Here is a 20,362-nt window from a genome sequence, read left to right as displayed (position 1 = left end):
CCGATTGTCGCAAGTCGAAATGGCAGTCCGAAGGCGAAAGGCAGGTGCAGACGGGCAAGCGCCCGTATCGATGCCGCGCCTGCACGCATCGCTTCCATGCGCCCGAGCACAAGCGGCCCCGCTGGCGGGACCGCGCCTCCTTCATGGTGCCTGCGTTGCTGATGGGAGCCGCGATCGCCGCGGTGATCGTCGTCGGTGCCAGAACCGGTGACGAAACTCCGGCCCAGAACCTTCCCGGCGTGCCGATTCCGATCGATCCCTACACGCTGCGTGCGGCCAAGGAAGGGGATGCGGCGGCACAGCTCCGGATTGCGAAGACGCTGCTGCTCGACTCCGCGAGCGACCGCGCGCAATCGCTCGAGGCCGTGCGCTGGCTGCGGGCGGCGGCGGACAGCCAACATCCGGGAGCGATGGTGGAGCTCGGAAAACTCTACCGCAGCGGCTTCGGCGTGCTGCAGGACTACGACCAGGCAGCCAGATGGATCCGCACCGCGGCAGCGCGCGGCAACGCCGAAGGCATGCTCGAACTGGGCCGGCTGTACCGCGACGGCATCGGTTTCCCGCGCGACCCGGTGCGCGCCTATGTGTGGTTCAACCGCGCTGCCGCGGCCCTGAACATCGACGCCGTGCGCGACCGCGACGAGATCGCGCGCAGCCTCGACGCGGATGAGCTGAAGCAGGCACAGGCGCAGTCGTCGAGAGAGGAATCCGGCGAGGCCGAAGCCGAGGCCGTTCGGGTCAAGGAAGGTAACGGCTAGCGGCTCGGCCTAGCAGCGTGTCGGACTTGAGCACCGCCGGCGCTGTATCCGGGGGCTTGATTTCACAATGTGAGAAACGGTCGGCATTTCAGGTTCCAATCAGCGGTTTCCTGTCCGAAATCGCAATGCCCCTGTCCTTTTTTCTCACTGCGGACGCAATACGGCCATGCGCTTCAAGTTCCACGCCAAGCACACCAGGGTCCACTCGGCGCGCACGTTGTCGAGCCCGCGCAGCAGGAACTGGCGAAATCCCATCACCGACTTGATGATGCCGAACACCGGTTCCACGGTCTGTTTCCGGAGCGCGTAGGCGGCGCGGCCGGCCCGGGTCTTGAGGGCGTGCTTCATCTGTTCGACGGGGCTGGCGGGCTGCTCGAGCGGGGCGGGCTCTTCGAAGCGGCGGCGCCAATCCGGATGGTGCTCGTCGCGCCCGACCGCGATCAGCGGTTCGATCCCGGCGGCCTGGCAGCGCTCGACGTTGCGCTCGCTGAAGAAACCGGTGTCGGCCAGCAGTTGGTCGGGCTGATTGAGCCCTTCGGGCAGGGCCGCGATGCGGGCCAGCATCGGCTCGACCTGCTCCTTGTCGTTGCCCGCCTGGGTAAGGTGGGGCACCATCACCAGCATCGACTCCGTATCGACCAGCGCCTGCGCGTTGTAGCACTGCTCGAAGCCGCCGCCGGTCACTTTCATGATGCGCGAGTCTTCGTCGGTCAGATTGAGCTGGTCGTCCGCGCGCGGACCGGGGGCAGGCGGGGTCGGCGGCTTGCCGCCGGGCTTCTTGCCGGTGGCCGCCGCCTTGGCCTGACGCTTGGCCAGCTTGGCATCAAACTCGGCCTGTTCGCGCTCGAAGCGCTCCTTGGCGCGCGCTTCGATCTTGGCCTTGGCGGCCGCGATGGCGGCCAGCCGGTCTTCTCGGCGCTGGATCTCCGCGGGCAGATCCACGCCCTCGGGCACGCAGCTCCGATCGGCCGCTTCGGCCAGCGCGAGCATCTCCTGCACTTCGGCCTTGAGCTGGGCCTCGATCTTCTCGGCGTGCCCATACGAGAGCGCGCTGTGTCGGCTGGCGTTGGCGTGGATCTTGGTACCGTCCAGGCTCACGGTGCCAAAGCGCGAGAGCTGGTTCTCGCGGGCGACTTGCAGCACCTGCACGAAGGCATCGGCGAACTGATCGCCGAAACGGCGGCGGAACGTCGCCAGCGTGTCGTGGTCCGGATGCTGGTCGCACGCGATGAAGCGGAAGGCCAGCGAGTCGTACGTGGCCCGCTCGATCTTGCGGCTCGAATGGGTTCCCGTCGCGTAGCCGTAGATCAGCAGCGACAGCAGCAGCGCCGGGTGGTAGGCATCGCTACCGCGACCCGCGTAGGCGCGCTCCAATGCCGACAGGTCCAGCCCTTCCACCACATCGACCACGTAGCGCGCCAAGTGCGATTCGGGCAGCCAGTCCTGCACCGACGGTGGTAGCAGGTAGTCCGTTTGGCGATCGATCGGGCGGAAGCGGCTCATGCTCTCGGGTTCCAGGGGCGACGCGTCATTTTACAGGGGATAGTCCGACACGCTGCTAGGCGTCCGGTCCGATCGCCTCAGCGGCCCGAGACGCAGCAGATGTCGCCGCGGACAGCATCTTCCGGCGGCTTTCAGGGGTCTCCAGGCTGATCCGTCCCAGCACGCCACTGCGATAATCGTTGAGGAAGATTTGCGAGGCTTTCTCGAGATCCGGCGCGCCCCCTTTCAGCCGGCAGCCGCGCCGGGCCGCGATCGTCTCGATGACGCCCACCCCGTCCAGCGCCTCGAGGCGTTCCGGCGCGATGCCGTAACGCGCCGCGAGCAGTGCCGGGTAACGTTCCAGCAGCAGGTCGCCGAGGAAAGTCGCGACCTCCTCGTCGATGACGGCGTTGCGCCCGATCGCGTGACTGGCGGCGAGCATGAACCCGTCCGAGTCGTGGGCGATCTTTGGCCACATCAAGCCGGGCGTGTCGGTGATCGTCATGTGCGAGCCGAGGTCGAAAGTCTGCTGCGACTTCGTCACCGCCGGCTCGTCGCCCACTTTCGCGACGCGGCGCTTGAGCAGCGCGTTCATCAGCGTCGATTTGCCGACGTTCGGGATGCCCATGATCATGATGCGCAGCAGCTTGGTGCCGTCGTTGCGGTGCGGCGCGAGCCCTTGGCACAGGCCGGGTACGCGCGCAACGTCCCCCGGCTTTTTGCATGACAGCGCGACCGCCTTCACACCTTCCTGGCTGTTGAAGAAATCGAGCCAGGCGCGCGTCGCAACCGGATCGGCGAGGTCGGCCTTGTTGAGCACCTTGAGGCAAACCCGCTGACGGTGTCGGCGCAACTCGTGGATCATCGGATTGCTGCTTGCCTCGGGGATGCGGGCATCGAGCACCTCGATGACGACGTCGGTCAGCGCCATCGTTTCGGCCGCTTTCTTGCGCGCCGAGGTCATGTGACCGGGAAACCACTGGATCGACATCTGGAATCAAAGCCTTGGAGAAGGGGCGCATTATCGCCTCCTTCGTCAGCGGCTTGGGGCAAAATGGCGAACTTTCGAGGAAATGCGGATGAATCGTGACAAAGTGCTCGCGGCGACGCGACAGTGGCTGGAGAAGGCGGTGATCGGACTCAACCTGTGTCCGTTCGCGAAGTCGGTGTATGTGAAGAACCAGGTGCGCATCGTCGTCAGCGATGCACGGCACGTCGACGCGTTCCTCGAAGAACTCGACCGGGAACTCGATTTCCTCGCTGCCGCCAACCCTGAAGAAATCGAGACGACGCTGCTCGTGCATCCGACGCTGTTCCCCGATTTCCTCGATTTCAACGAGATCGTCGGCATCGCCGAGGAAGCCGTCGCGGAACACGAGCTCGAAGGCGTCCTGCAGGTCGCGAGCTTCCATCCGCGCTTTCGCTTCGAAGGCACCGGCGAGGACGACATCGAGAACTACACCAACCGTTCGCCGTACCCGACGCTGCATTTGCTGCGCGAGAACAGCATCGAAGGCGCAGTCGCCGCGTACCCGGACGTCGACACGATTCCCGAGCGCAACATCGAGACAATGAACCGCCTCGGCCACGAAGGCTGGAAAGCGCTCGGCATTGCCGACGGCGGCGAGGACGACGCGTCGTGAGCGAAACCCACGCAAAGGGCCGGCATCCGGCGGCTCGCGGGCGCACCGGAAAGTCGCAGCCCTCTCCGGCGGCTGCGCCTTCACCGCCCCCCGCGCAGCTTCCCGATATCCGGCCGGGCCAGTCGATCGAACTGCTGAAGGAACTCCACATCCTGACGCGCGACGGCAAGCTCAACCAGGACAGCCGGCGCAAGCTCAAGCAGGTCTATCACCTGTACAACTTCATCGAGCCGCTGCTCGAAGAAGTGGTGAGCGCGCGCGGCGACGTGACGCTCGTCGACCACGGTGCCGGCAAGTCGTATCTCGGCTTCATCCTCTACGACCTGTTCCTGAAGGGGCGCGAAGACGCCCAGAGCGGCGGCGGCCACATCTACGGAATCGAGACTCGCGACGAACTGGTCGCCAAGTCGCGCGAACTCGCGGCGCGACTCGGCTTCGCCCGCATGAGTTTCCTGAACCTGTCGGTCGAGGACTCGATCGAGTCGCCCGAACTGCCGGAACATATCGACGTCGTCACTGCGCTGCACGCGTGCAACACCGCGACCGACGACGCGATCCGCTTCGCGTTGCACAAGCGCGCCCGCTTCATCGTGCTCGTGCCGTGCTGCCAGGCCGAAGTCGCTGCCGCGCTGCGCCGGCACAAGAACGAATCGTTCGCCAAAACGCCGCTGTCCGAGATCTGGCGCCACCCGATCCACACGCGCGAATTCGGCAGCCAGCTGACCAACGTGCTGCGCTGCCTGCTGCTTGAATCGCACGGCTACCAGCTCACGGTGACCGAGCTTGTCGGCTGGGAGCATTCGATGAAAAACGAGCTGATCATTGCGCGGGCGACGGATCAGCCACGGGGCAATGCCCAGCAGCGGCTGGCGCAGATCCTCGCCGAACTCAACCTCGAAGAACTTCGCGGCCGTTTTGCGTATTGAAGAGCCGCAACAAAGCCGGGCGGCGTGCACAATTGCGCTGCCTCACTTGATCTTGGCAAAGCACCCCAGCCCCACAATGCGTTAATCTGCAATTCCCTCTTCCGGCCGCCCCACATGTCCAACGTCCCGCTTCCGATCCTCGTCGCCGCGATTTTCCTGTTCGGCTGCCTTGCGGTCCTGCATGTCCATCGACGCCAGCAGGACGCGCAGCGCGACTTGCCGCAGCGCGACGAGTACCTTGCCGCCCACCGCCAGCAGACCCCTGCCTGCGTGCGCTGCGCGTCGACCGACACGCGCGAATTCGGGCTCCACGAAGGCGATGATGTGCAGCGCATCGTGGCCTGCAAGAAGTGCGACAAGCTGATGTACCGCTACCGGCGTACGGCGGCTGCATAAGGCTGCATAAGATCCCGAACGGATAGAACATTCCGCTCGGTCGCGCGGTCCACCCCGCATATCCAGCGTGGAGGCATCGGCCATGGACGTCACCCCCTTGCTCGCGCGACTCGGCGTCGCGATGGACGAGCTCGAATGCGGCGAGCTGCCGGTGCGCAGCCCGATCGATGCAGCAGTCATCGCACGGCTCGCGCCGCACAGCTGCGCGCACGCCGGTGTCGCGCTCGATCGCGCGCAGCAGGCCTTTTTCGCCTGGCGCGACGTCCCGCCGCCGCGGCGCGGCGACATGGTTCGTCAGTATGGCAACCTGTTGCGCCGGCACAAGGCCGATCTCGGTGAACTCGTATCGATCGAAGCGGGCAAGATCCGCCAGGAAGGTCTCGGCGAAGTCCAGGAGATGATCGACATCTGCGACTTCGCCGTCGGCCTGTCGCGACAGCTCCATGGACTGACGATCGCAAGCGAACGGCCCGGCCACCGCATGATGGAACAGTGGCACCCGGCGGGCGTCGTCGGCGTCGTCTCGGCATTCAACTTCCCCGTCGCGGTGTGGGCCTGGAACGCGGCGCTGGCATGGGTGTGCGGCGACAGCGTGGTGTGGAAACCGTCGCCCCGTACTCCGCTCACGGCGCTTGCGTGCGCGGCGCTGTTCGATTCGCTGCGTAGTGAATTCGACGAGCTGCCGCCAGGCCTGCTCGAAGTGCTGGTCGGTGGCAACGAACTGGCGAGCCTGCTCGCCGACGACCGGCGCGTCGCAGTCCTCTCGGCGACTGGTTCGACTGCGATGGGCAAGGCGCTCGCGCCGCGCGTCGCGGCGCGGCTCGGCCGCTCGATCCTCGAACTGGGCGGCAACAACGCCGCGATCATCTGCCCGACCGCGGACCTGGCGCTCGCCGAACGTGCGATCCTGTTCGCCGCCGCCGGCACGGCCGGCCAGCGCTGCACGAGCCTGCGCCGGCTGATCGTGCATGAATCGATCGCCGACGCGCTGCTGGAGCGCCTGCGCGCCGCCTGGGGACGGATCACGGTCGGCAATCCGCTCGATCCGGCCACGCTCGTCGGGCCGCTGATCGAGGCGGCGGCCGGGGCAAAGATGGACCGGGCGCTGGCCGAAGCGCGGGCAGCAGGCGGAACGGTGTGGGGCGGCGAGGCGATCCGCGTGCCGGGATGCGAAGGTGCGTGCTATCGCCGCCCGGCGCTGGTCGAGATGCCCGGGCAGACTGCGCTCGTGAAAGAGGAGACTTTCGCGCCGATCCTCTATGTGCTGCGCTATCGCACCCTGGACGAGGCGATCGCGCTGCACAACGACGTGCCGCAAGGCCTTGCGTCGTCGATCTTCACGCGGGACCTGACCGAATCCGAACGCTTCCTGTCCGCGACCGGCAGCGATTGCGGCATCGCGAACGTGAATATCGGGCCGTCCGGCGCCGAGATCGGCGGCGCGTTCGGCGGCGAAAAAGACACCGGCGGCGGCCGCGAATCCGGCTCGGATGCGTGGAAAGCCTACATGCGGCGGGCGACCTGCACGATCAACTACTCGGGCGCACTGCCGCTCGCCCAAGGGATCCACTTCGGCCTCGACGCGTGACGGAGTGACACTCTTCGTCGCTGCAGTCAGTCCTCGAGCGATGCTGCGCGCGTGACCAGCAACTGGTCGATGCGGTAATTGTCGATGTCGACGACTTCGAACTTGTAGTCGCGATAGCTCACCGAATCGGTCCGCTTCGGCACCTTGCGCAGCATGTACATCATGAAACCGGCGATCGTCTCGTAATTCTCGTGGCCGACGAATTCATCGATGTCGAGCGCCTGCATCACGTCCTCGATCGGGGTGATGCCGTCGATCAGCCACGAACCCTCGTCGCGCTTGACGATCAGCTCCTCCTGGAACGCGCTGCCGAGTTCGCCCATGACCGTGTTCATGATGTCCTGCAGCGTCAGCAGGCCGACGATCAGCGCATATTCGTTGACGATCATCGCGAAGTCCTCGCGCGCGGCGCGAAAGCGCTCCAGCGCCTCGAACAGCGTCAGCGTGTCGGGAATCACCAGGGCGTTGCGCACCACCGGGTCGGCGCGCAGCGACAGCTTCTGGCCGGAGAGGATGCGCGCGAAAATGTCCTTCGAGTCCACGTAGCCGACGACCGTATCGATGGTGCTGTCGCACACCGGGAATTTCGCATGCGTCTGCGCCACGAGCTTGGCGCGGATGCTGTCCTCGGTCTCGTTCAGCGTGAAATAGACGATGCTTTCACGGTTCGTCATCGCCGACGGCACGGTGCGCGAATCGAGCTCGAAGACGTTCACGATCAACTGGCGCTCCTGTTTGAGCAGCGCGCCGGTCTGCGCACCGACGTCGACCATCGCGACGATCTCGGCGGAGGTGATGTTCTCGGTGCGCACGTTCGGCAGCTTGAACAAGCGAAACAGCGCATTCGCGAGGCCGTCGAAAAACCACACCAGCGGCGCGAACGCGAGCACGCAGAAACGCATCGGCGCGACGACCGCGATCGCGACACGCTCGGGTGAAGTCATGCCGAGGCGCTTGGGCACGAGATCGGAGAACAGCACGAAGAGCGAAGTGACGATGACGAACGACAGCACGAAGCTCACCGATTCGAGCATCGGCCCTTCGTACAACACGCCGATCAGTTGCGCGACTGCCGGCGACAGCGTCGATTCGCCGACGATACCGCCGAGGATCGCCACTGCGTTCTGCCCGATCTGCACCACGGTGAAAAAATGGCCCGGGTTCTCCTGCAGCGCGAGCACGCGCTCGGCGACCGGATTGCCCTGCTGCGCCATCAGGCGCAACTTGATCTTGCGCGAGGCCGCGAGCGAAATTTCCGCGATCGAAAAGAACGCGCTGATTCCGATCAGCAGCGCAATGACAAGAATCTGGTTCGTGACACTCACGTACCGCCCCCTCGAAGCCGTCGTCACCGCCCCTGTTCCATGGCGCCGCTGCGGCCCGCTCCGGCCGGGGAAGGGTCGCGGAAAGCAGTCTCAGAACAACGCTTCGACCATAAGTCCCGCTGCCCAGCTGCGCCTGCGCTCGGGATCGTCGTCGTCCTGTGGCCAGAAGTGGCCGGCGCTCAGCTCGATGAACGTCCAGTCGCGGTAGATCGGCTGCCGCCACGTCGCACGGAGGCCGTATTCGCCGACGTCCACCCGCTGGCCCGTCTCGCCGTTGACGAGCACTTCGAGTGCAGATTCGCGCAGATTCGGGTACGCCTTGAACATCCCGAAGCTGTTCCCCCACCTCAGCCCGGACGTGTCCTCCGAGATTGTGCCGACCGCCTGCCAGCGGAAAGACCAGGATGGCGAATAGGCATGGTCGTAATTGAGCGCGAGCGTCGAGCCGAAGCCGTCGTCCGAGCGCCAGAAAATCGTCTCGCGCAGACCGAACACGTCCCGATCGGAGAAACGCCACAACTTCTTGTAGCGCGCCTGCGCATACACGTCGTCGACGCCGCCGCGAAAACCCGCGCGGAACTCGAGGAACTCACGCAATGCATAGCCCACGCCGGCGAAGAACGACTGGTCGTCGCGGCGGCTTTCGGACAGCAGCTGGTGCTGACGCCTGAACGTTTCCGGCTGGTCGGTGATGACGTCCTGCTCGTTATCCTGGCCGATGAAGACATAGCCGAGCCGCTTGACGTTCGGCAGGTCGACCCGGACGCGAAAACGGAAGTTGTTCTCCAGGCCTTCGTCCTGTCGCGCGAGAAAATCGAAGCGGACGCTGCCGGACACTTTTCCGCCCTTCTCGAACGGGATGTCGCCGAACCAGCCATCGACAGTGCGCGCGACGCCTTCCGTGATCGTGCGCACCCCCTCCCGGCCCTGCTCCATCGCGCCCTCCTCCTCGACTGGCGTTCCCGTCGCAGAACGGGCGTCCTGCGTATCGACGGCCAGGGGCGGCGCGGCGGCATCGGGAGACAGGGCAGGATCGCCGGGGCCGGCGGCGGGCACCAGGGCGGCATATCCGATGAGCGGGAGCAGCAGGAAGCAGGGCCTCATGACGATTCTCCTTCGCATGCATTCAAAATACCACGAAGGAAGGCCGAAGGTGGAGTCCCGGTGAATTCGGGCGGCAGGTGGAAACCATCCGGTTCAGCCGGCCAGGAGCCGTCGCGATCCCTGCACAGCGGGCATCCTCACGCGCCCATCCTGCGCGCCGGCTCGACGAGTACCGTCTGCCGGCCGTCGGTGATCCATACCTGGCCGTCCTGCAGCGTGCATTGCAGCCGCATGCTGCGCGCGGTCAGCGCGGCGAGCGCGGGCGCCACGTCGGGGGGGAGGTTCCATACCGTCAGGTTCGACTGCCGCGCGAGCTTGTCGCGCACGCCGTTCCACCAGATGTCCGCCGCCCGGCCGTAGCTGACGACGACCGTTTCGCGCGCCCGTCCGCAGGCTTTCCGGATCCACTTTTCGTCGGGCTGGCCGACGTCGATCCAGCGCTCGATCGCGCCGGTCAGATCCCGCTGCCACAGATCCGGCTCGTCATCGACGCACAAGCCCTTGCCGAACGCGAGCGCCGGATCGGCATACAGCGCGAACGCGAGGATGCGCACCATCATTCGCTCGCCGGTTTCCGACGGGTGGCGGGCGATCGTGAAACTGTGATCGGCGTAGTAATTGCGGTCCATGTCCGCAATCGTCAATTCGACTTTGAAAATCGTTGCCTTCAGCGCCATCGTCTGGCCCCCGGTCAGTGCACGGGGCCGGCGGGCGGGGTGCGCCGCGCCTGTTGCCAGGCGAGCACGGCCTGCGCCGAGTGGGCCATGATGCGGTCGCGCTGCGGCGCCGGCAGTCCGGCGGAAAGCGCCGCGAACAACGCCTCGTTCATTTCCCGCGCCAGCCCGTCCGCGGCGAGGCCCTCGGCGAGGCAGCGGATCTGGATATGCGCGAGCGCGTCCGCGACGAGCCGCCAGCCGAGCTCCGGCATCGCCCGGATCAACGCCAACATCATGCCTGCGAGGTGGGCGAGGATCGCTTTCGCCTGCTCGCGCTCGTCGCCGGCGATCATCGCGTGCCACAACGCGAGATGGATGCCGCGGCGCAATTCGATCTTGAAGTCGATCGCGTTGCCCTCTGCCGCGTCGATCGCGGCGAACTGCTGGTGAAAACGCGCCTCCTGCTGCGGATCGAGGCCGGTGCGCAGCGCCCCGACGAGTTCGGACAAGCCGGGGATCGCCGCCAGTCCGAAGGCCTGGCTGTACGCGACGCCCCACTGGTCGAGCCCCGCGACGACCAGCGCGAGGCGCAGGCTGCAGGTGTCCGCGCTCTGGTCCGCGCTGCCCCAGTTGCGCAACGCCGACGCGAGCACCTCGATGCCCCGCACGCGCCCCTCGTTATCTTTGTCGAGCGTCAGCCGGAAAGCTTGCGAGAATCCGTCCTGCGCCATCCGCGCGGCCAGTTTTTGCACTTCCGGCCGGGCGAGCGCCGCGAGCGCGTCGGGCGGAATGGGCGAGGGAGAAGCGGATGGGTCGGGATGCATGCGCGAGGTCCGGGAAAAGGGCGCCATTGTGAGGCCCGCGACTGCGTCCGGCAAATGCCACGGGGCAAGGATGCGGCGCGGGCGGACACCGGAAAACGCCTTCGCCCTTGTGCCCTGCCCGTTTCCTGCGAAAATGAACAGTCATCCCTCGCCCGAAGGCCTGCCGACCCCATGGCCACACCGCCGTTCGAAAATCTCACTCCGGACCGGATCCTCGACGCGCTCGACAGCGTCGGGTTGATGCCCGACGGACGTCTGCTCACGCTCAACAGCTACGAGAACCGGGTCTATCAGGCCGGCATCGAAGACGGCCCGATGGTGGTCGTGAAGTTCTACCGGCCGGGGCGCTGGCCGGACGAGGCGATCGGCGAGGAACACCGTTTCGTCGCCGAACTGGCCGAGCGCGAGATCCCCGTCGTCGCCCCCCTCGTGCTGCGCAATGCGACGCTGCATCATCACGCGGACCTGCGCTTCGCCGTGTTTCCGCGCGTCGGCGGACGCGCGCCGGAGCTCTCCGATGCCGCAACCCTCGAATGGATGGGCCGCTTCCTCGGCCGCATCCACGCCGTCGGCGCATTGGCGCCGTACCACGCGCGGCCGACGCTCGACATCGCAAGTTTCGGCGAAGAACCGCGCGACTGGCTGCTCGCCAACGGCTTCATTCCGGACGATCTGCTGCCGGCGTGGCGCAGCACCGTCGAGCAGGCGCTCGACGGCGTGCGACGCTGCTTCGACCGCGCAGGGGCGTTCACCCCGATCCGGCTGCACGGCGACTGCCATGGCGGCAACGTGCTGTGGAGCGAGTCGCCATCGACACCCGGCCCGCAGTTCGTCGACTTCGACGACAGCCGCATGGGCCCGGCGGTACAGGACCTGTGGATGCTGCTGTCGGGCACACGCGAGGACATGAGCCGCCAGCTCGGCGACGTGCTCGCCGGCTACGAAGACTTTCACGATTTTTCGCTGCGCGAACTGCATCTGATCGAGGCGCTGCGCACGCTGCGGCTGATCCACTATTCAGCCTGGATCGCCCGCCGCTGGGACGATCCCGCGTTTCCCGCGGCTTTCCCGTGGTTCAACACGCAGCGCTACTGGCAGGACCGCATCCTGGAACTGCGCGAGCAGATCCCGCTGATGGATGAGCGACCGCTCTGGTCGACATGACAGATCCGGTTTTCCGCGGCACCTGCAGATGTTCTCCGATCCGGTATTCGTCGCCCGAGCGGGTTTGGCGCTGCGATCGTCGACGGGCGTATCATGTCTAGCCCAGCCGCCGGGGTACATCCCACATGTCGGACATTCACGACCAGCACCAGCATCCTCAGCCGCCCTCCGCCGCCGGGATCGGCATCCCCCGTAGCGGGAGCTTCGATCCGGCCGCGTTCGAACGGGCCGTCAATGACCTGCTGCGCGCGTGCGGCGTCGCCCCGGACGCGATACATACCGGAAAAACCTCCACCCGCGTACGCGAACTCTGGCAGCGCCGGCTGCTCGGCGGCTACGACATGGACCCCGCGGAGGCGCTCGGCGACGGTTTCGACGACGATCGGACCGACATGGTGGTGATACGTGGCATCGCCGTGCATGGCGTGTGCCCGCACCACCTCGTGCCATTCCGCGGCGTGGCGCACGTCGCCTACCTGCCCGGTGGCCGGCTGCACGGCTTCGGACGTATTGCCCGCCTCGTCGACGCGATCGGGCATCGCTTCACTTACCAGGAATGGATGACGCGGGACATCGCGGACGCGCTGCTGCGGCACGGCCATGCACGAGGAGCAGCCTGCATCGTCGAGGCCGAGCAACTGTGCCTGCTGCTCGGCGAGGACCGCCGCGGCGACGAACGGGTCGTGACGCAGGCGTTCGCCGGCGAATTCGAGACGCGCGAGCACCTGCGCGGCGAATTCCTGCACGCGATCTCGGGCCGCACCTCCGGCCGTTGAGGCGGCGAGGCGCGGCCCGGGCGGTTCAGTGGCGGGTGAACTCCGCCGGGCGTCGGGAGCCGATATCGAGCATCGTGACTTCGTTGCCGAGCAGCATCACCGAACCGCGTTGCCGGTCGTCGCCGGAAGCGGAAAACTCGAAGTCATAGACGCGCCGCAGCCGCACGCGACCGTCCGCATCGCGGGCGAGCCGCAGCGCGCTGATCGACACCGTCTCGTCGAGGAACTGCACCCCTTCGCGTCGGCACGCGCTGCGCGCCGCCTGTACGCCCAGCTCGCGCACCTTGATGCTGTCGAGCCAGAACCAGCCGAGCAGGCACAGCAGGATCAGCGCGGCGAGTTCGAAGGAGGACATGGCGGGATAGGGACGACGGCAGCGGCGCGACGTGCCGGTCAGCCGAGCATCATGCCGCGCATCATGAAGAACAGGAGCCCCGCCATTAGCGCCGACGCGGGGACGGTGATTACCCAGGCGGCGGCGATGCGCATCAGCTGCGAGCGCTTGACCAGCTCCTTGCGATACACCTTGCGCAGGCCCTTGCGCTCCATCTTCGAGAAGTGGGCAGGATCGAGTCGCTGCTTGGCCTTGGCCTTCAGTTCGCGCAGCATCTGGCCCTTCTCGTCGATCGGCGCGACTGCGAACCTGGCGAGGAACGCATCGATGGCGGCCTGGTCGCCTTCGGGGTGATGCGCCTTGATGTCGGCAACCATGCGCGCATAGTTGCTCTTCAGGTACTCGCGCAGGAAGCCCACGCCGAACACGCCGCCCACCGCGATATGCGTGGAACTCACCGGCAGCCCGAGCTGACTCGCGATGATCACCGTGATCGTCGCCGCCATCGCGATGCAGTACGCACGCATCTGGTCGAGCTCGGTGATTTCCGAGCCCACGGTCTTGATGACTTTCGGACCGAACAGCGCGAGGCCGACCGAGATACCCAGCGCCCCCATCAACATCACCCACAGCGGAATCGGCGCCGAGCGCGAAATCTCGGTTGCACCGGAGGCGAGGACGTCAACGATCGCCGCGAGCGGGCCGACCGCGTTCGCAACGTCGTTCGAGCCATGGGCGAAGCTCAACAGCGCAGCGGCAAAGATCAGCGGCGCAGTGAAAAGCCGGTTCACACTCTGCTTCGAGTTCGCAATCGACTGTGCACGGCGGGCGACGAGCGGCCGGACCAGGAACAGCACCGCAACGGCAAAGCCGAAGCCGATCAGCACAGCGGTCAGGAAATCGACCTTCCACAGCTGCTTCAATCCTTTCAGCATCAAATAGGTGCCGAACGCCCACGCCATCAGCGCGACCAGGTACGGCACCATGCGGGTAGCGGCCGCGACCATGTCGTGCTGGTACGTGATGCTGCGCTTGATCAGGTAGAGAAACGCCGCCGCGACGATTCCGCCCATCAGCGGCGAGACCACCCAGCTGACGACGATCCGCCCCACCTCGCCCCAGTTGGCGATCTCCATTCCGCTCGCCGCGATGCCGGCGCCGAGCACCGCGCCGACGATCGAGTGGGTCGTCGACACCGGCGCGCCGACTGCGGTCGCAATGTTGAGCCACAACGCGCCGGCGAGCAGCGCCGACATCATGACCCAGACGAAAGTATCCGGGTCCGAGATCCTGGCCGGGTCGATGATTCCGCTGCGTATCGTATTGACCACTTCGCCACCGGCGATCAGCGCGCCAGCCGCCTCGAAGATCGCCGCGATCACGAGCGCGCCGCCCAGCGTCAGCGCCTTCGATCCGACTGCCGGCCCGACGTTGTTCGCGACGTCGTTGGCGCCGATGTTCATCGCCATGTAGCAGCCGACCGCGGCTGCCGCAGCCAGCATGACGCCACCTTCGCCCTGTCCGATCATCGCGGCGTACAACATCCCGCCGACGATGAAAATCAGGCCTGTTCCGAGACGAAACAGCTCCGCCCGGCCTTTCCGGGTCGCCCGCTCGATCTCGCTGATGTGTTGAAACTCCACGTGCTGAATTCCGTAATCAAAAAGATCGGTATTGTTTCAGAAATGGTTCCCTGCCCCAATCGCCACGCACGGGATTTGCGCCGCAAAGGTCACAATTTGTCGTATTTATCCGAACGTCCGCGCGCCTTGTCGGCAGGATAGCGCACCGCGTTGAGCGCGAGCTTGCGTTGTGCCGCCTCGCCGAGGTCGATGTCGAGGACGTCCGCGAGCCGGACCAGATACAGCAGCACGTCCGCCAGTTCGAGCGCCACTTCGGCGCGCCGCTCTTCGGGCAGATTCGCCGATTCATCGGCGCTGAGCCACTGGAAATGCTCGATGACCTCCCCGGCCTCCCCCGCCAGCGCCATCGCGAGGTTTTTCGGCGTATGAAAGCGCTCCCAGTCGCGCTCGGCCGCAAAAGCCCGCAGCGCGTCACGCAGCGCAAGCAGCGTGTCGTGTTCGCTCATTCGATGTGATGCTCCAGATCGAACCCCCCCTCGCCGTCCTCTCCCAGCACGTCCGCGAGCCACGGCATCACTGCCTCCAGCGTTTGCGGCAGCACCCAGGGGGGATTGACGACGTACAGCCCGCTGCCGAACATGCCGAAACCGTCGCGCGGCGGTTTTTTCACCGCGAGGCGCACGTCGAGCCAGTTTTCGGCGCCGAGCCCCGCGAGGCGTGCGGGCAACTGACGTGCCTCGGTACGCGCGAGCAGCGGATACCAGACCGCGTAGGTCCCGGCCGGGAAGCGCTTGATCGCGTCGGCCAAGGTGTCCACGACGCGGCGGTAATCCTCCTTGACTTCGTACGGCGGGTCGATCAACACGACGACGCGGCGCGACGGCGGCGGCAGCAGGCCGCGCAATGCCGAAAAACCGTCCGCCTTGCGCACCTGGACGCGCTGGACGTCGCGCGCGAACGTCTGCCCGAGCAGCGCGACATCGGCCGGATGCAGCTCGAACAGCCGCATGCGGTCCTGTTCGCGCAACTGCGTCATCGCCAGCGCCGGCGAACCGGGATAGAAGGTCAGCCTGCCGTGCGGGTTGAACTGGGCCAGCGCGTCGAGATACGGGCGCATTGCGTCCGGCAGGTCGTCCCGCTGCCACAACCGGCCGATTCCGCTCGCGAATTCGGCGTTCTTCCCCGCCTGCTCGCTGTCGAGCGCATAGCAGCCGGCGCCCGCGTGCGTATCGACGTACCACCACGGTTTCTCCTTGCGGTTGAAGTAGCGCAGGAGTTCGATCAGCACGAAGTGCTTGAGAACGTCGGCGTGATTGCCGGCATGAAAGGCGTGGCGATAACTGAGCATGAAGACGGCGCGATCTGACTGAGCGGCGAATGCTAACACCACCTGTTATCATTGCGGGCTGCCGGCCCTTGGACGACCGGTTCCGATGGAGAGTGAAGAATGGCGATATACGCCCTCGGCGAACGCGTTCCCGATTTTGGCGAAGGCTGCTGGGTTGCAGACAACGCAACGGTAATCGGCCAGGTGCATGCTGGCCGCAATGTGAGCATCTGGTACAACGTCGTGATCCGCGGCGACAATGACCCGATCGTGATCGGCGACAACACGAACATCCAGGACGGCTCGATCCTGCACAACGACGACGGCGTGCCGCTGACGATCGGCTCGAACGTGACCGTCGGCCACATGGCGATGCTGCACGGCTGCACGGTCGGCGACGGCTCGCTGATCGGCATCAATGCGGTCGTGCTCAACCATGCCGTGATCGGCAAAGACTGCATCGTCGGTGCGAATGCGCTGATCCCGGAAGGCAAGGTGATTCCCGACCGCTCGCTCGTCGTCGGCTCGCCAGGGCGCATCATCCGCGAACTGTCGGACGACGACATCGCCGGACTGCGCACGAATGCGGCGAACTACGTGGCGAATGCACAGATGTATGCGGCGGAGTCGCGCCACATCAATCCGTTGAAACCGGTGAAGTAACGCTCTCATTGCACCGCACGGCGCGTACACTGGTCCGCCGCTACCGGCAACGCTGACTCTGTATCCGGGCGCGGCCACGCCGCCGGGTTCCGGCTGGGCGTGAAAACATCCTGCCCTCCCGTATTGCGCGGATACTTACAAGGGATTACACGTCCGCCCGCCAAGGGTAGAAAATGGTCTGTACACTGCGCGCCTGAGCGCTTCCGCCCTTGGCGCGAAGTTGACCCGCCCTTCATTCCATTCGATTGTTGCTACATCCATGGCATATCGCGCAATCCGACGCTTCCTCGCCCTGCCGCTCGCGCTCGTCATGTTCGCCGCTTCACCCTCTGCAACCGCCCATGCCGAACGAGCCGTCCCGACAGTCGACCTCTCGGCCGACGCCAGCCGGACGGCGCCGAACGACCTGGCGATTGCAAACCTGTATTTCGAAGCGGACGGCGCGGATCCCGCACCGCTGGCGACGCAGGTCAATGCGGTGATCGCCGCGGCTCTCGAACAGGTGCGCCTTTACCCCACGGTCAAGGCCAGGAGTTCCGGCACGAGCACTTTCCCGGTCTATGGCAAGGAAGGCCGGAAGATCGAAGGCTGGAGGATGCGCTCCGAAATCCAGCTCGAGAGCCGCGACCTGCCTGCGCTGTCCGAGCTGCTCGGCAAGCTCCAGGGGAAGCTCGCGCTGTCCGGCCTCGCGATGCAACCGGCGCCCGAAACCCGCAGGAGCGTCGCGGACCTGGCGGCAGGCGACGCGATCCGGGCTTTCCAGGCGCGCGCCGAGGCAGTCGCGGCAACGCTCGGCAAGCCATATCGCATCCGCCACCTGTCGATCGGCTATGGCGGAGAATCGCCGCCGGTCCGGCCGCTGATGAAAACCACCGCCTTCGCCGCAGAGGCCGCACCCGTGCCGATCGAAGCGGGCGAAAGCGAAATTGCCGTGACGGTCAGCGGCACGATAGAACTGAGCGAGTAAGCCGAACTCCATGACGAACCTTCCGCGCCCCGGGGCAGCAAATCTGAAAATCCGCGTCGCTTTGCTGGTCGCATTGACCGGTGCTACCGGCATGCTCGCGAGCACTGCCTACACCCGCGACGCCTCGCGCGTCGTCGGCTACGCCTGTCCCAGCGGCGAACGCTTCACCGTCGAATACCTGCGCGACCACATCCGCCTGCGCACGGGAGCGGGAGTCTTCGCGCTGGCCGTTCAACCAGCGGCGTCGGGCGAAAAATATTCCGACGGCCACATGGTGTTTCACCTGGAGGGAGCGGAAGCGCAGCTCGAACGCCCCGGGTGGACGACCAGCGTCGATTGCAGGGCACAGAACCAGCGCCTCTGAGTGCCCTGGGAAGCGGCGGCCACCCAAAATCGGCGCTTCCTGTGGACGGGCAGGCGACGCGTCGAATATCTTTCGTCAAACCGATCAGGAATTCCCGTCGTGCCCGCTCGCCGACCGGCTTCGGCCGGACTCCTCGCCGTCCTCGCGACCGCACTGCTCGCCGCATGCAGCAGCCTCCCCACGGGCGGCCCCGACGTGGAGACCGATTCAGCGCCCAGTCGCGAAAACGGCAGCTATTTCTCGCTCGATGATCCCCTCCATTCGCAAGAGATGGTGATCTTCGCCCTCGGCCTGCTCGACACCGGCTACCGCTTCGGCGGCCGCAACCCGGAAGCCGGGCTCGATTGCAGCGGCATGGTGAGCTACATCGTCGAGCAGATCAGCGGCCGCCGCCTGCCTCACAACGCGGCGCAGATCGCGCAGCTGACTCGCCCGATTCCCATTCCCGCGTTACAGGCCGGGGATCTCGTATTCTTCAACACGCGCAACCAGCGCCATTCCCACATGGGAATCTATCTCGGCGACGGCCGATTCGTTCATGCTCCGTCGAGCCGCGGGCGTGTCCGCATCGAACTGCTGGACAACCCGTATTTCAGGAGCCGGATCGACGGCGCGCGCAGACTGGTCGCGGCAAACTGACTGAACGCCTCAGGACACGACAGCGAGGCGTCAGTCAGGTCGGAGATGACCCGCGGGCGGGAATCGGCGCAACCGACTCGATCACGGCTTGCGCGGGGTGTGGACGAAGATCTCGTCCGGTTTCGTCAGACCGAGCTCGAAGCGCGCACGCTCCTCGACCGCTTCGTTGCCCGACTTCAGGTCGCGCACTTCCGCCTCGAGTCCCGCGTTGCGCTGCTCGAGGCGCTGGTTGGTTTCACGCTGTGCCTGCAACTGGCGATCCACGTCCCACACGCGCAGCCAGCCGCCTTTGCCGAGCCAAAGCGGATACTGCAGGACGATCACCAGCACGGCGAGAACGATCAAGGGCCAACGCATATTCGAAGGTCTTGCCGAAAAGCCTGCCTGCGGATCCGCGCAGGCAGGACAACGTTATTCATCGGAGTTGAAAAAACGGGGCCGGCGGATGAGCGCCGGCCCGGGTCATGTGTCATGCAGCGGACACCGAAACGCCCGCCGTCCGGGCTCGCGCTCAGCGCACCCGCAAATTGTAGAATGCGCGGCGCCCCGGGTAGCTGACGGTATCGCCGAGATCTTCCTCGATGCGCAACAGCTGGTTGTACTTCGAGATGCGATCCGAGCGCGACAGCGAACCGGTCTTGATCTGCATCGCGTTCAGGCCGACGGCGATGTCGGCGATCGTCGAATCCTCGGTTTCGCCCGAGCGATGCGAAATCACCGCGGTATAGCCGGCGCGCTTGGCCATCTCGACGGCGGCGAAGGTCTCCGACAGCGTGCCGATCTGGTTGATCTTGATGAGGATCGAGTTCGCGACGCCCTGGTCGATGCCCTGTTCGAGGATCCTGGTGTTCGTCACGAAGAGATCGTCGCCGACAAGTTGCAGGCGGCGGCCGAGCTTGTCGGTCAGCGTCTTCCAGCCGGCCCAGTCGTTCTCGGCCATGCCGTCCTCGATCGAGACGATCGGGAAGCGGTCGGCGAGCGTCGCCAGGTAGTCGGCGAAGCCTTCGGAGGAGAGCGTCAGCCCTTCGCCCGCGAGCACGTACTGGCCGTCCTTGTAGAACTCCGACGCGGCGCAGTCGAGCGCGAGCAGCACGTCGCGGCCCGGCTCGTAGCCGGCAGCGGCGATCGCGTCCTGGATCATGTTCAGCGCTTCTTCGGTGCCGCCGACGTTCGGCGCGAAACCGCCTTCGTCGCCGACCGTCGTCGGATAGCCTTTCTTGTCGGTGAGCTTCTTCAGGTGATGGAAGATTTCGGCGCCGCAGCGCAGCGCTTCGCGGAAGCTCGTCATCGACACCGGCATGATCATGCATTCCTGAATGTCGAGGCTGTTGTTCGCGTGCGCGCCACCGTTGATGACGTTCATCATCGGCACCGGCATCGCCATCGGGCCGGAGCCGCCGAAGTAGCGATACAACGGCAGGCCGGCCTCTTCCGCGGCGGCTTTCGCGATGGCCATCGACACGGCGAGCGTCGCGTTCGCACCAAGGCGCGACTTGTTCTCGGTGCCGTCGAGTTCGATCAGCGTGCGGTCGATGAAAGCCTGCTCTTCGGCGTCGAGGCCGATCAGCGTTTCGGAAATCTCGGTGTTGACGTTCTCGACCGCCTGCAACACACCCTTGCCGAGATAGCGCGCGGCATCGCCGTCGCGCAGCTCGATCGCCTCGCGCGATCCGGTCGAGGCGCCCGACGGCACCGCGGCCCGGCCCATGACGCCCGATTCGAGCAGGACATCGGCTTCCACCGTGGGGTTGCCGCGGGAATCAAGAATTTCGCGGGCAATGATATCGACAATTGCACTCATGGTTTTTCCTCTCGTTCTTGTGGAATCGAAAACTTTGGAGCG

Annotated in this window: 23 protein-coding genes; 11 read left to right on the top strand and 12 right to left on the bottom strand. The window is 65.8% G+C overall.

Annotation, left to right across the window (positions count from 1 at the left end):
• The first annotated feature begins 44 nt into the window (after nt 1–44).
• Nucleotides 45–758 (top strand): tetratricopeptide repeat protein, encoded by a 714-nt coding sequence (locus EBN1_RS17600; protein ID WP_241762759.1) that lies wholly within the window; start codon nt 45–47, stop codon nt 756–758.
• 144 nt (nt 759–902) lie between these two features.
• On the opposite strand, the gene EBN1_RS17595 is transcribed toward EBN1_RS17600, so the two are convergent.
• Both EBN1_RS17595 and ylqF read right to left on the bottom strand, forming a co-directional pair.
• Complete coding sequence (locus EBN1_RS17595) at nt 903–2,261, bottom strand: IS1182-like element ISAzo1 family transposase (protein ID WP_011236184.1); 1,359 nt, start codon at nt 2,259–2,261, stop codon at nt 903–905.
• 55 nt (nt 2,262–2,316) lie between these two features.
• A complete protein-coding gene (gene ylqF, locus EBN1_RS17590; protein ID WP_011239324.1) occupies nt 2,317–3,231 on the bottom strand; it encodes a ribosome biogenesis GTPase YlqF in 915 nt (304 codons plus the stop codon).
• A gap of 88 nt (nt 3,232–3,319) precedes the next feature.
• Here ylqF and EBN1_RS17585 point away from each other — a divergent pair, with 88 nt between their 5' ends.
• From EBN1_RS17585 to amaB, 4 genes are all read left to right on the top strand, one after another.
• The gene (locus EBN1_RS17585; RefSeq protein WP_011239323.1) at nt 3,320–3,883 is read left to right on the top strand and encodes a DUF1415 domain-containing protein; all 564 of its coding nucleotides are present in this window, start codon (nt 3,320–3,322) and stop codon (nt 3,881–3,883) included.
• A 107-nt stretch (nt 3,884–3,990) separates the two neighbouring features.
• Nucleotides 3,991–4,809, top strand: coding sequence for a class I SAM-dependent methyltransferase (locus EBN1_RS17580; RefSeq protein WP_041647595.1), 819 nt, complete (start codon nt 3,991–3,993; stop codon nt 4,807–4,809).
• Between the two features lie 114 nt (nt 4,810–4,923).
• Nucleotides 4,924–5,205, top strand: coding sequence for a hypothetical protein (locus tag EBN1_RS17575; RefSeq protein ID WP_041646555.1), 282 nt, complete (start codon nt 4,924–4,926; stop codon nt 5,203–5,205).
• An 82-nt stretch (nt 5,206–5,287) separates the two neighbouring features.
• Nucleotides 5,288–6,793, top strand: a complete 1,506-nt coding sequence (amaB, locus tag EBN1_RS17570) for an L-piperidine-6-carboxylate dehydrogenase (RefSeq protein WP_011239320.1) — start codon at nt 5,288–5,290, stop codon at nt 6,791–6,793.
• A gap of 26 nt (nt 6,794–6,819) precedes the next feature.
• Here the strand turns inward: amaB and paeA are convergent, their stop codons facing one another.
• The 4 genes from paeA to EBN1_RS17550 all read right to left on the bottom strand — a co-directional run bounded on the left by paeA (nt 6,820) and on the right by EBN1_RS17550 (nt 10,702).
• On the bottom strand, nt 6,820–8,118 hold the full coding sequence (gene paeA / locus EBN1_RS17565) for a polyamine export protein PaeA (protein WP_011239319.1): 1,299 nt from the start codon (nt 8,116–8,118) through the stop codon (nt 6,820–6,822).
• A gap of 90 nt (nt 8,119–8,208) precedes the next feature.
• A complete protein-coding gene (locus tag EBN1_RS17560) occupies nt 8,209–9,222 on the bottom strand; it encodes a hypothetical protein (RefSeq protein ID WP_011239318.1) in 1,014 nt (337 codons plus the stop codon).
• Nucleotides 9,223–9,359: 137 nt separating this feature from the next.
• Nucleotides 9,360–9,899 carry a YaeQ family protein gene (locus EBN1_RS17555; protein ID WP_011239317.1) on the bottom strand — a complete coding sequence of 180 codons (540 nt, stop codon included), beginning with the start codon at nt 9,897–9,899 and terminating at the stop codon, nt 9,360–9,362.
• 14 nt (nt 9,900–9,913) lie between these two features.
• Nucleotides 9,914–10,702, bottom strand: a complete 789-nt coding sequence (locus tag EBN1_RS17550; RefSeq protein WP_041646554.1) for a hypothetical protein — start codon at nt 10,700–10,702, stop codon at nt 9,914–9,916.
• A 171-nt stretch (nt 10,703–10,873) separates the two neighbouring features.
• Here EBN1_RS17550 and EBN1_RS17545 point away from each other — a divergent pair, with 171 nt between their 5' ends.
• Nucleotides 10,874–11,866, top strand: a complete 993-nt coding sequence (locus tag EBN1_RS17545) for a serine/threonine protein kinase (RefSeq protein ID WP_011239315.1) — start codon at nt 10,874–10,876, stop codon at nt 11,864–11,866.
• Nucleotides 11,867–11,991: 125 nt separating this feature from the next.
• Complete coding sequence (folE, locus tag EBN1_RS17540; RefSeq protein ID WP_011239314.1) at nt 11,992–12,642, top strand: GTP cyclohydrolase I FolE; 651 nt, start codon at nt 11,992–11,994, stop codon at nt 12,640–12,642.
• 25 nt (nt 12,643–12,667) lie between these two features.
• On the opposite strand, the gene EBN1_RS17535 is transcribed toward folE, so the two are convergent.
• The 4 genes from EBN1_RS17535 to EBN1_RS17520 all read right to left on the bottom strand — a co-directional run bounded on the left by EBN1_RS17535 (nt 12,668) and on the right by EBN1_RS17520 (nt 15,907).
• Nucleotides 12,668–12,997 (bottom strand): DUF3301 domain-containing protein, encoded by a 330-nt coding sequence (locus tag EBN1_RS17535; RefSeq protein ID WP_011239313.1) that lies wholly within the window; start codon nt 12,995–12,997, stop codon nt 12,668–12,670.
• Between the two features lie 38 nt (nt 12,998–13,035).
• Nucleotides 13,036–14,619, bottom strand: coding sequence for an inorganic phosphate transporter (locus EBN1_RS17530; RefSeq protein WP_011239312.1), 1,584 nt, complete (start codon nt 14,617–14,619; stop codon nt 13,036–13,038).
• Between the two features lie 89 nt (nt 14,620–14,708).
• On the bottom strand, nt 14,709–15,065 hold the full coding sequence (locus tag EBN1_RS17525; protein ID WP_011239311.1) for a nucleotide pyrophosphohydrolase: 357 nt from the start codon (nt 15,063–15,065) through the stop codon (nt 14,709–14,711).
• Entirely contained in the window at nt 15,062–15,907 is an 846-nt protein-coding gene (locus tag EBN1_RS17520) for a 23S rRNA (adenine(2030)-N(6))-methyltransferase RlmJ (RefSeq protein WP_011239310.1), read from the bottom strand. The genes EBN1_RS17525 and EBN1_RS17520 overlap by 4 nt, the downstream gene beginning before the upstream one ends.
• Before the next feature lie 99 nt (nt 15,908–16,006).
• Here EBN1_RS17520 and EBN1_RS17515 point away from each other — a divergent pair, with 99 nt between their 5' ends.
• From EBN1_RS17515 to EBN1_RS17500, 4 genes are all read left to right on the top strand, one after another.
• Complete coding sequence (locus EBN1_RS17515; RefSeq protein ID WP_011239309.1) at nt 16,007–16,549, top strand: gamma carbonic anhydrase family protein; 543 nt, start codon at nt 16,007–16,009, stop codon at nt 16,547–16,549.
• 259 nt (nt 16,550–16,808) lie between these two features.
• Nucleotides 16,809–17,516, top strand: coding sequence for an SIMPL domain-containing protein (locus EBN1_RS17510; protein WP_011239308.1), 708 nt, complete (start codon nt 16,809–16,811; stop codon nt 17,514–17,516).
• A 10-nt stretch (nt 17,517–17,526) separates the two neighbouring features.
• Nucleotides 17,527–17,880, top strand: a complete 354-nt coding sequence (locus tag EBN1_RS17505) for an MliC family protein (RefSeq protein WP_011239307.1) — start codon at nt 17,527–17,529, stop codon at nt 17,878–17,880.
• 99 nt (nt 17,881–17,979) lie between these two features.
• Nucleotides 17,980–18,519: a C40 family peptidase gene (locus EBN1_RS17500; RefSeq protein ID WP_011239306.1), complete on the top strand. Its 540-nt coding sequence runs from the start codon at nt 17,980–17,982 to the stop codon at nt 18,517–18,519.
• Nucleotides 18,520–18,600: 81 nt separating this feature from the next.
• Here EBN1_RS17500 and ftsB read toward each other — a convergent pair whose 3' ends face one another.
• The gene (ftsB, locus tag EBN1_RS17495) at nt 18,601–18,876 is read right to left on the bottom strand and encodes a cell division protein FtsB (protein ID WP_011239305.1); all 276 of its coding nucleotides are present in this window, start codon (nt 18,874–18,876) and stop codon (nt 18,601–18,603) included.
• 154 nt (nt 18,877–19,030) lie between these two features.
• Nucleotides 19,031–20,320 carry a phosphopyruvate hydratase gene (gene eno, locus EBN1_RS17490; RefSeq protein ID WP_011239304.1) on the bottom strand — a complete coding sequence of 430 codons (1,290 nt, stop codon included), beginning with the start codon at nt 20,318–20,320 and terminating at the stop codon, nt 19,031–19,033.
• Between the last annotated feature and the right edge of the window lie 42 nt (nt 20,321–20,362).

The sequence above is a fragment of the Aromatoleum aromaticum EbN1 genome (genome assembly GCF_000025965.1).
Taxonomy (GTDB): Bacteria; Pseudomonadota; Gammaproteobacteria; order Burkholderiales; family Rhodocyclaceae; genus Aromatoleum; species Aromatoleum aromaticum.
This window is presented reverse-complemented; position numbering and strand designations above follow the sequence as displayed.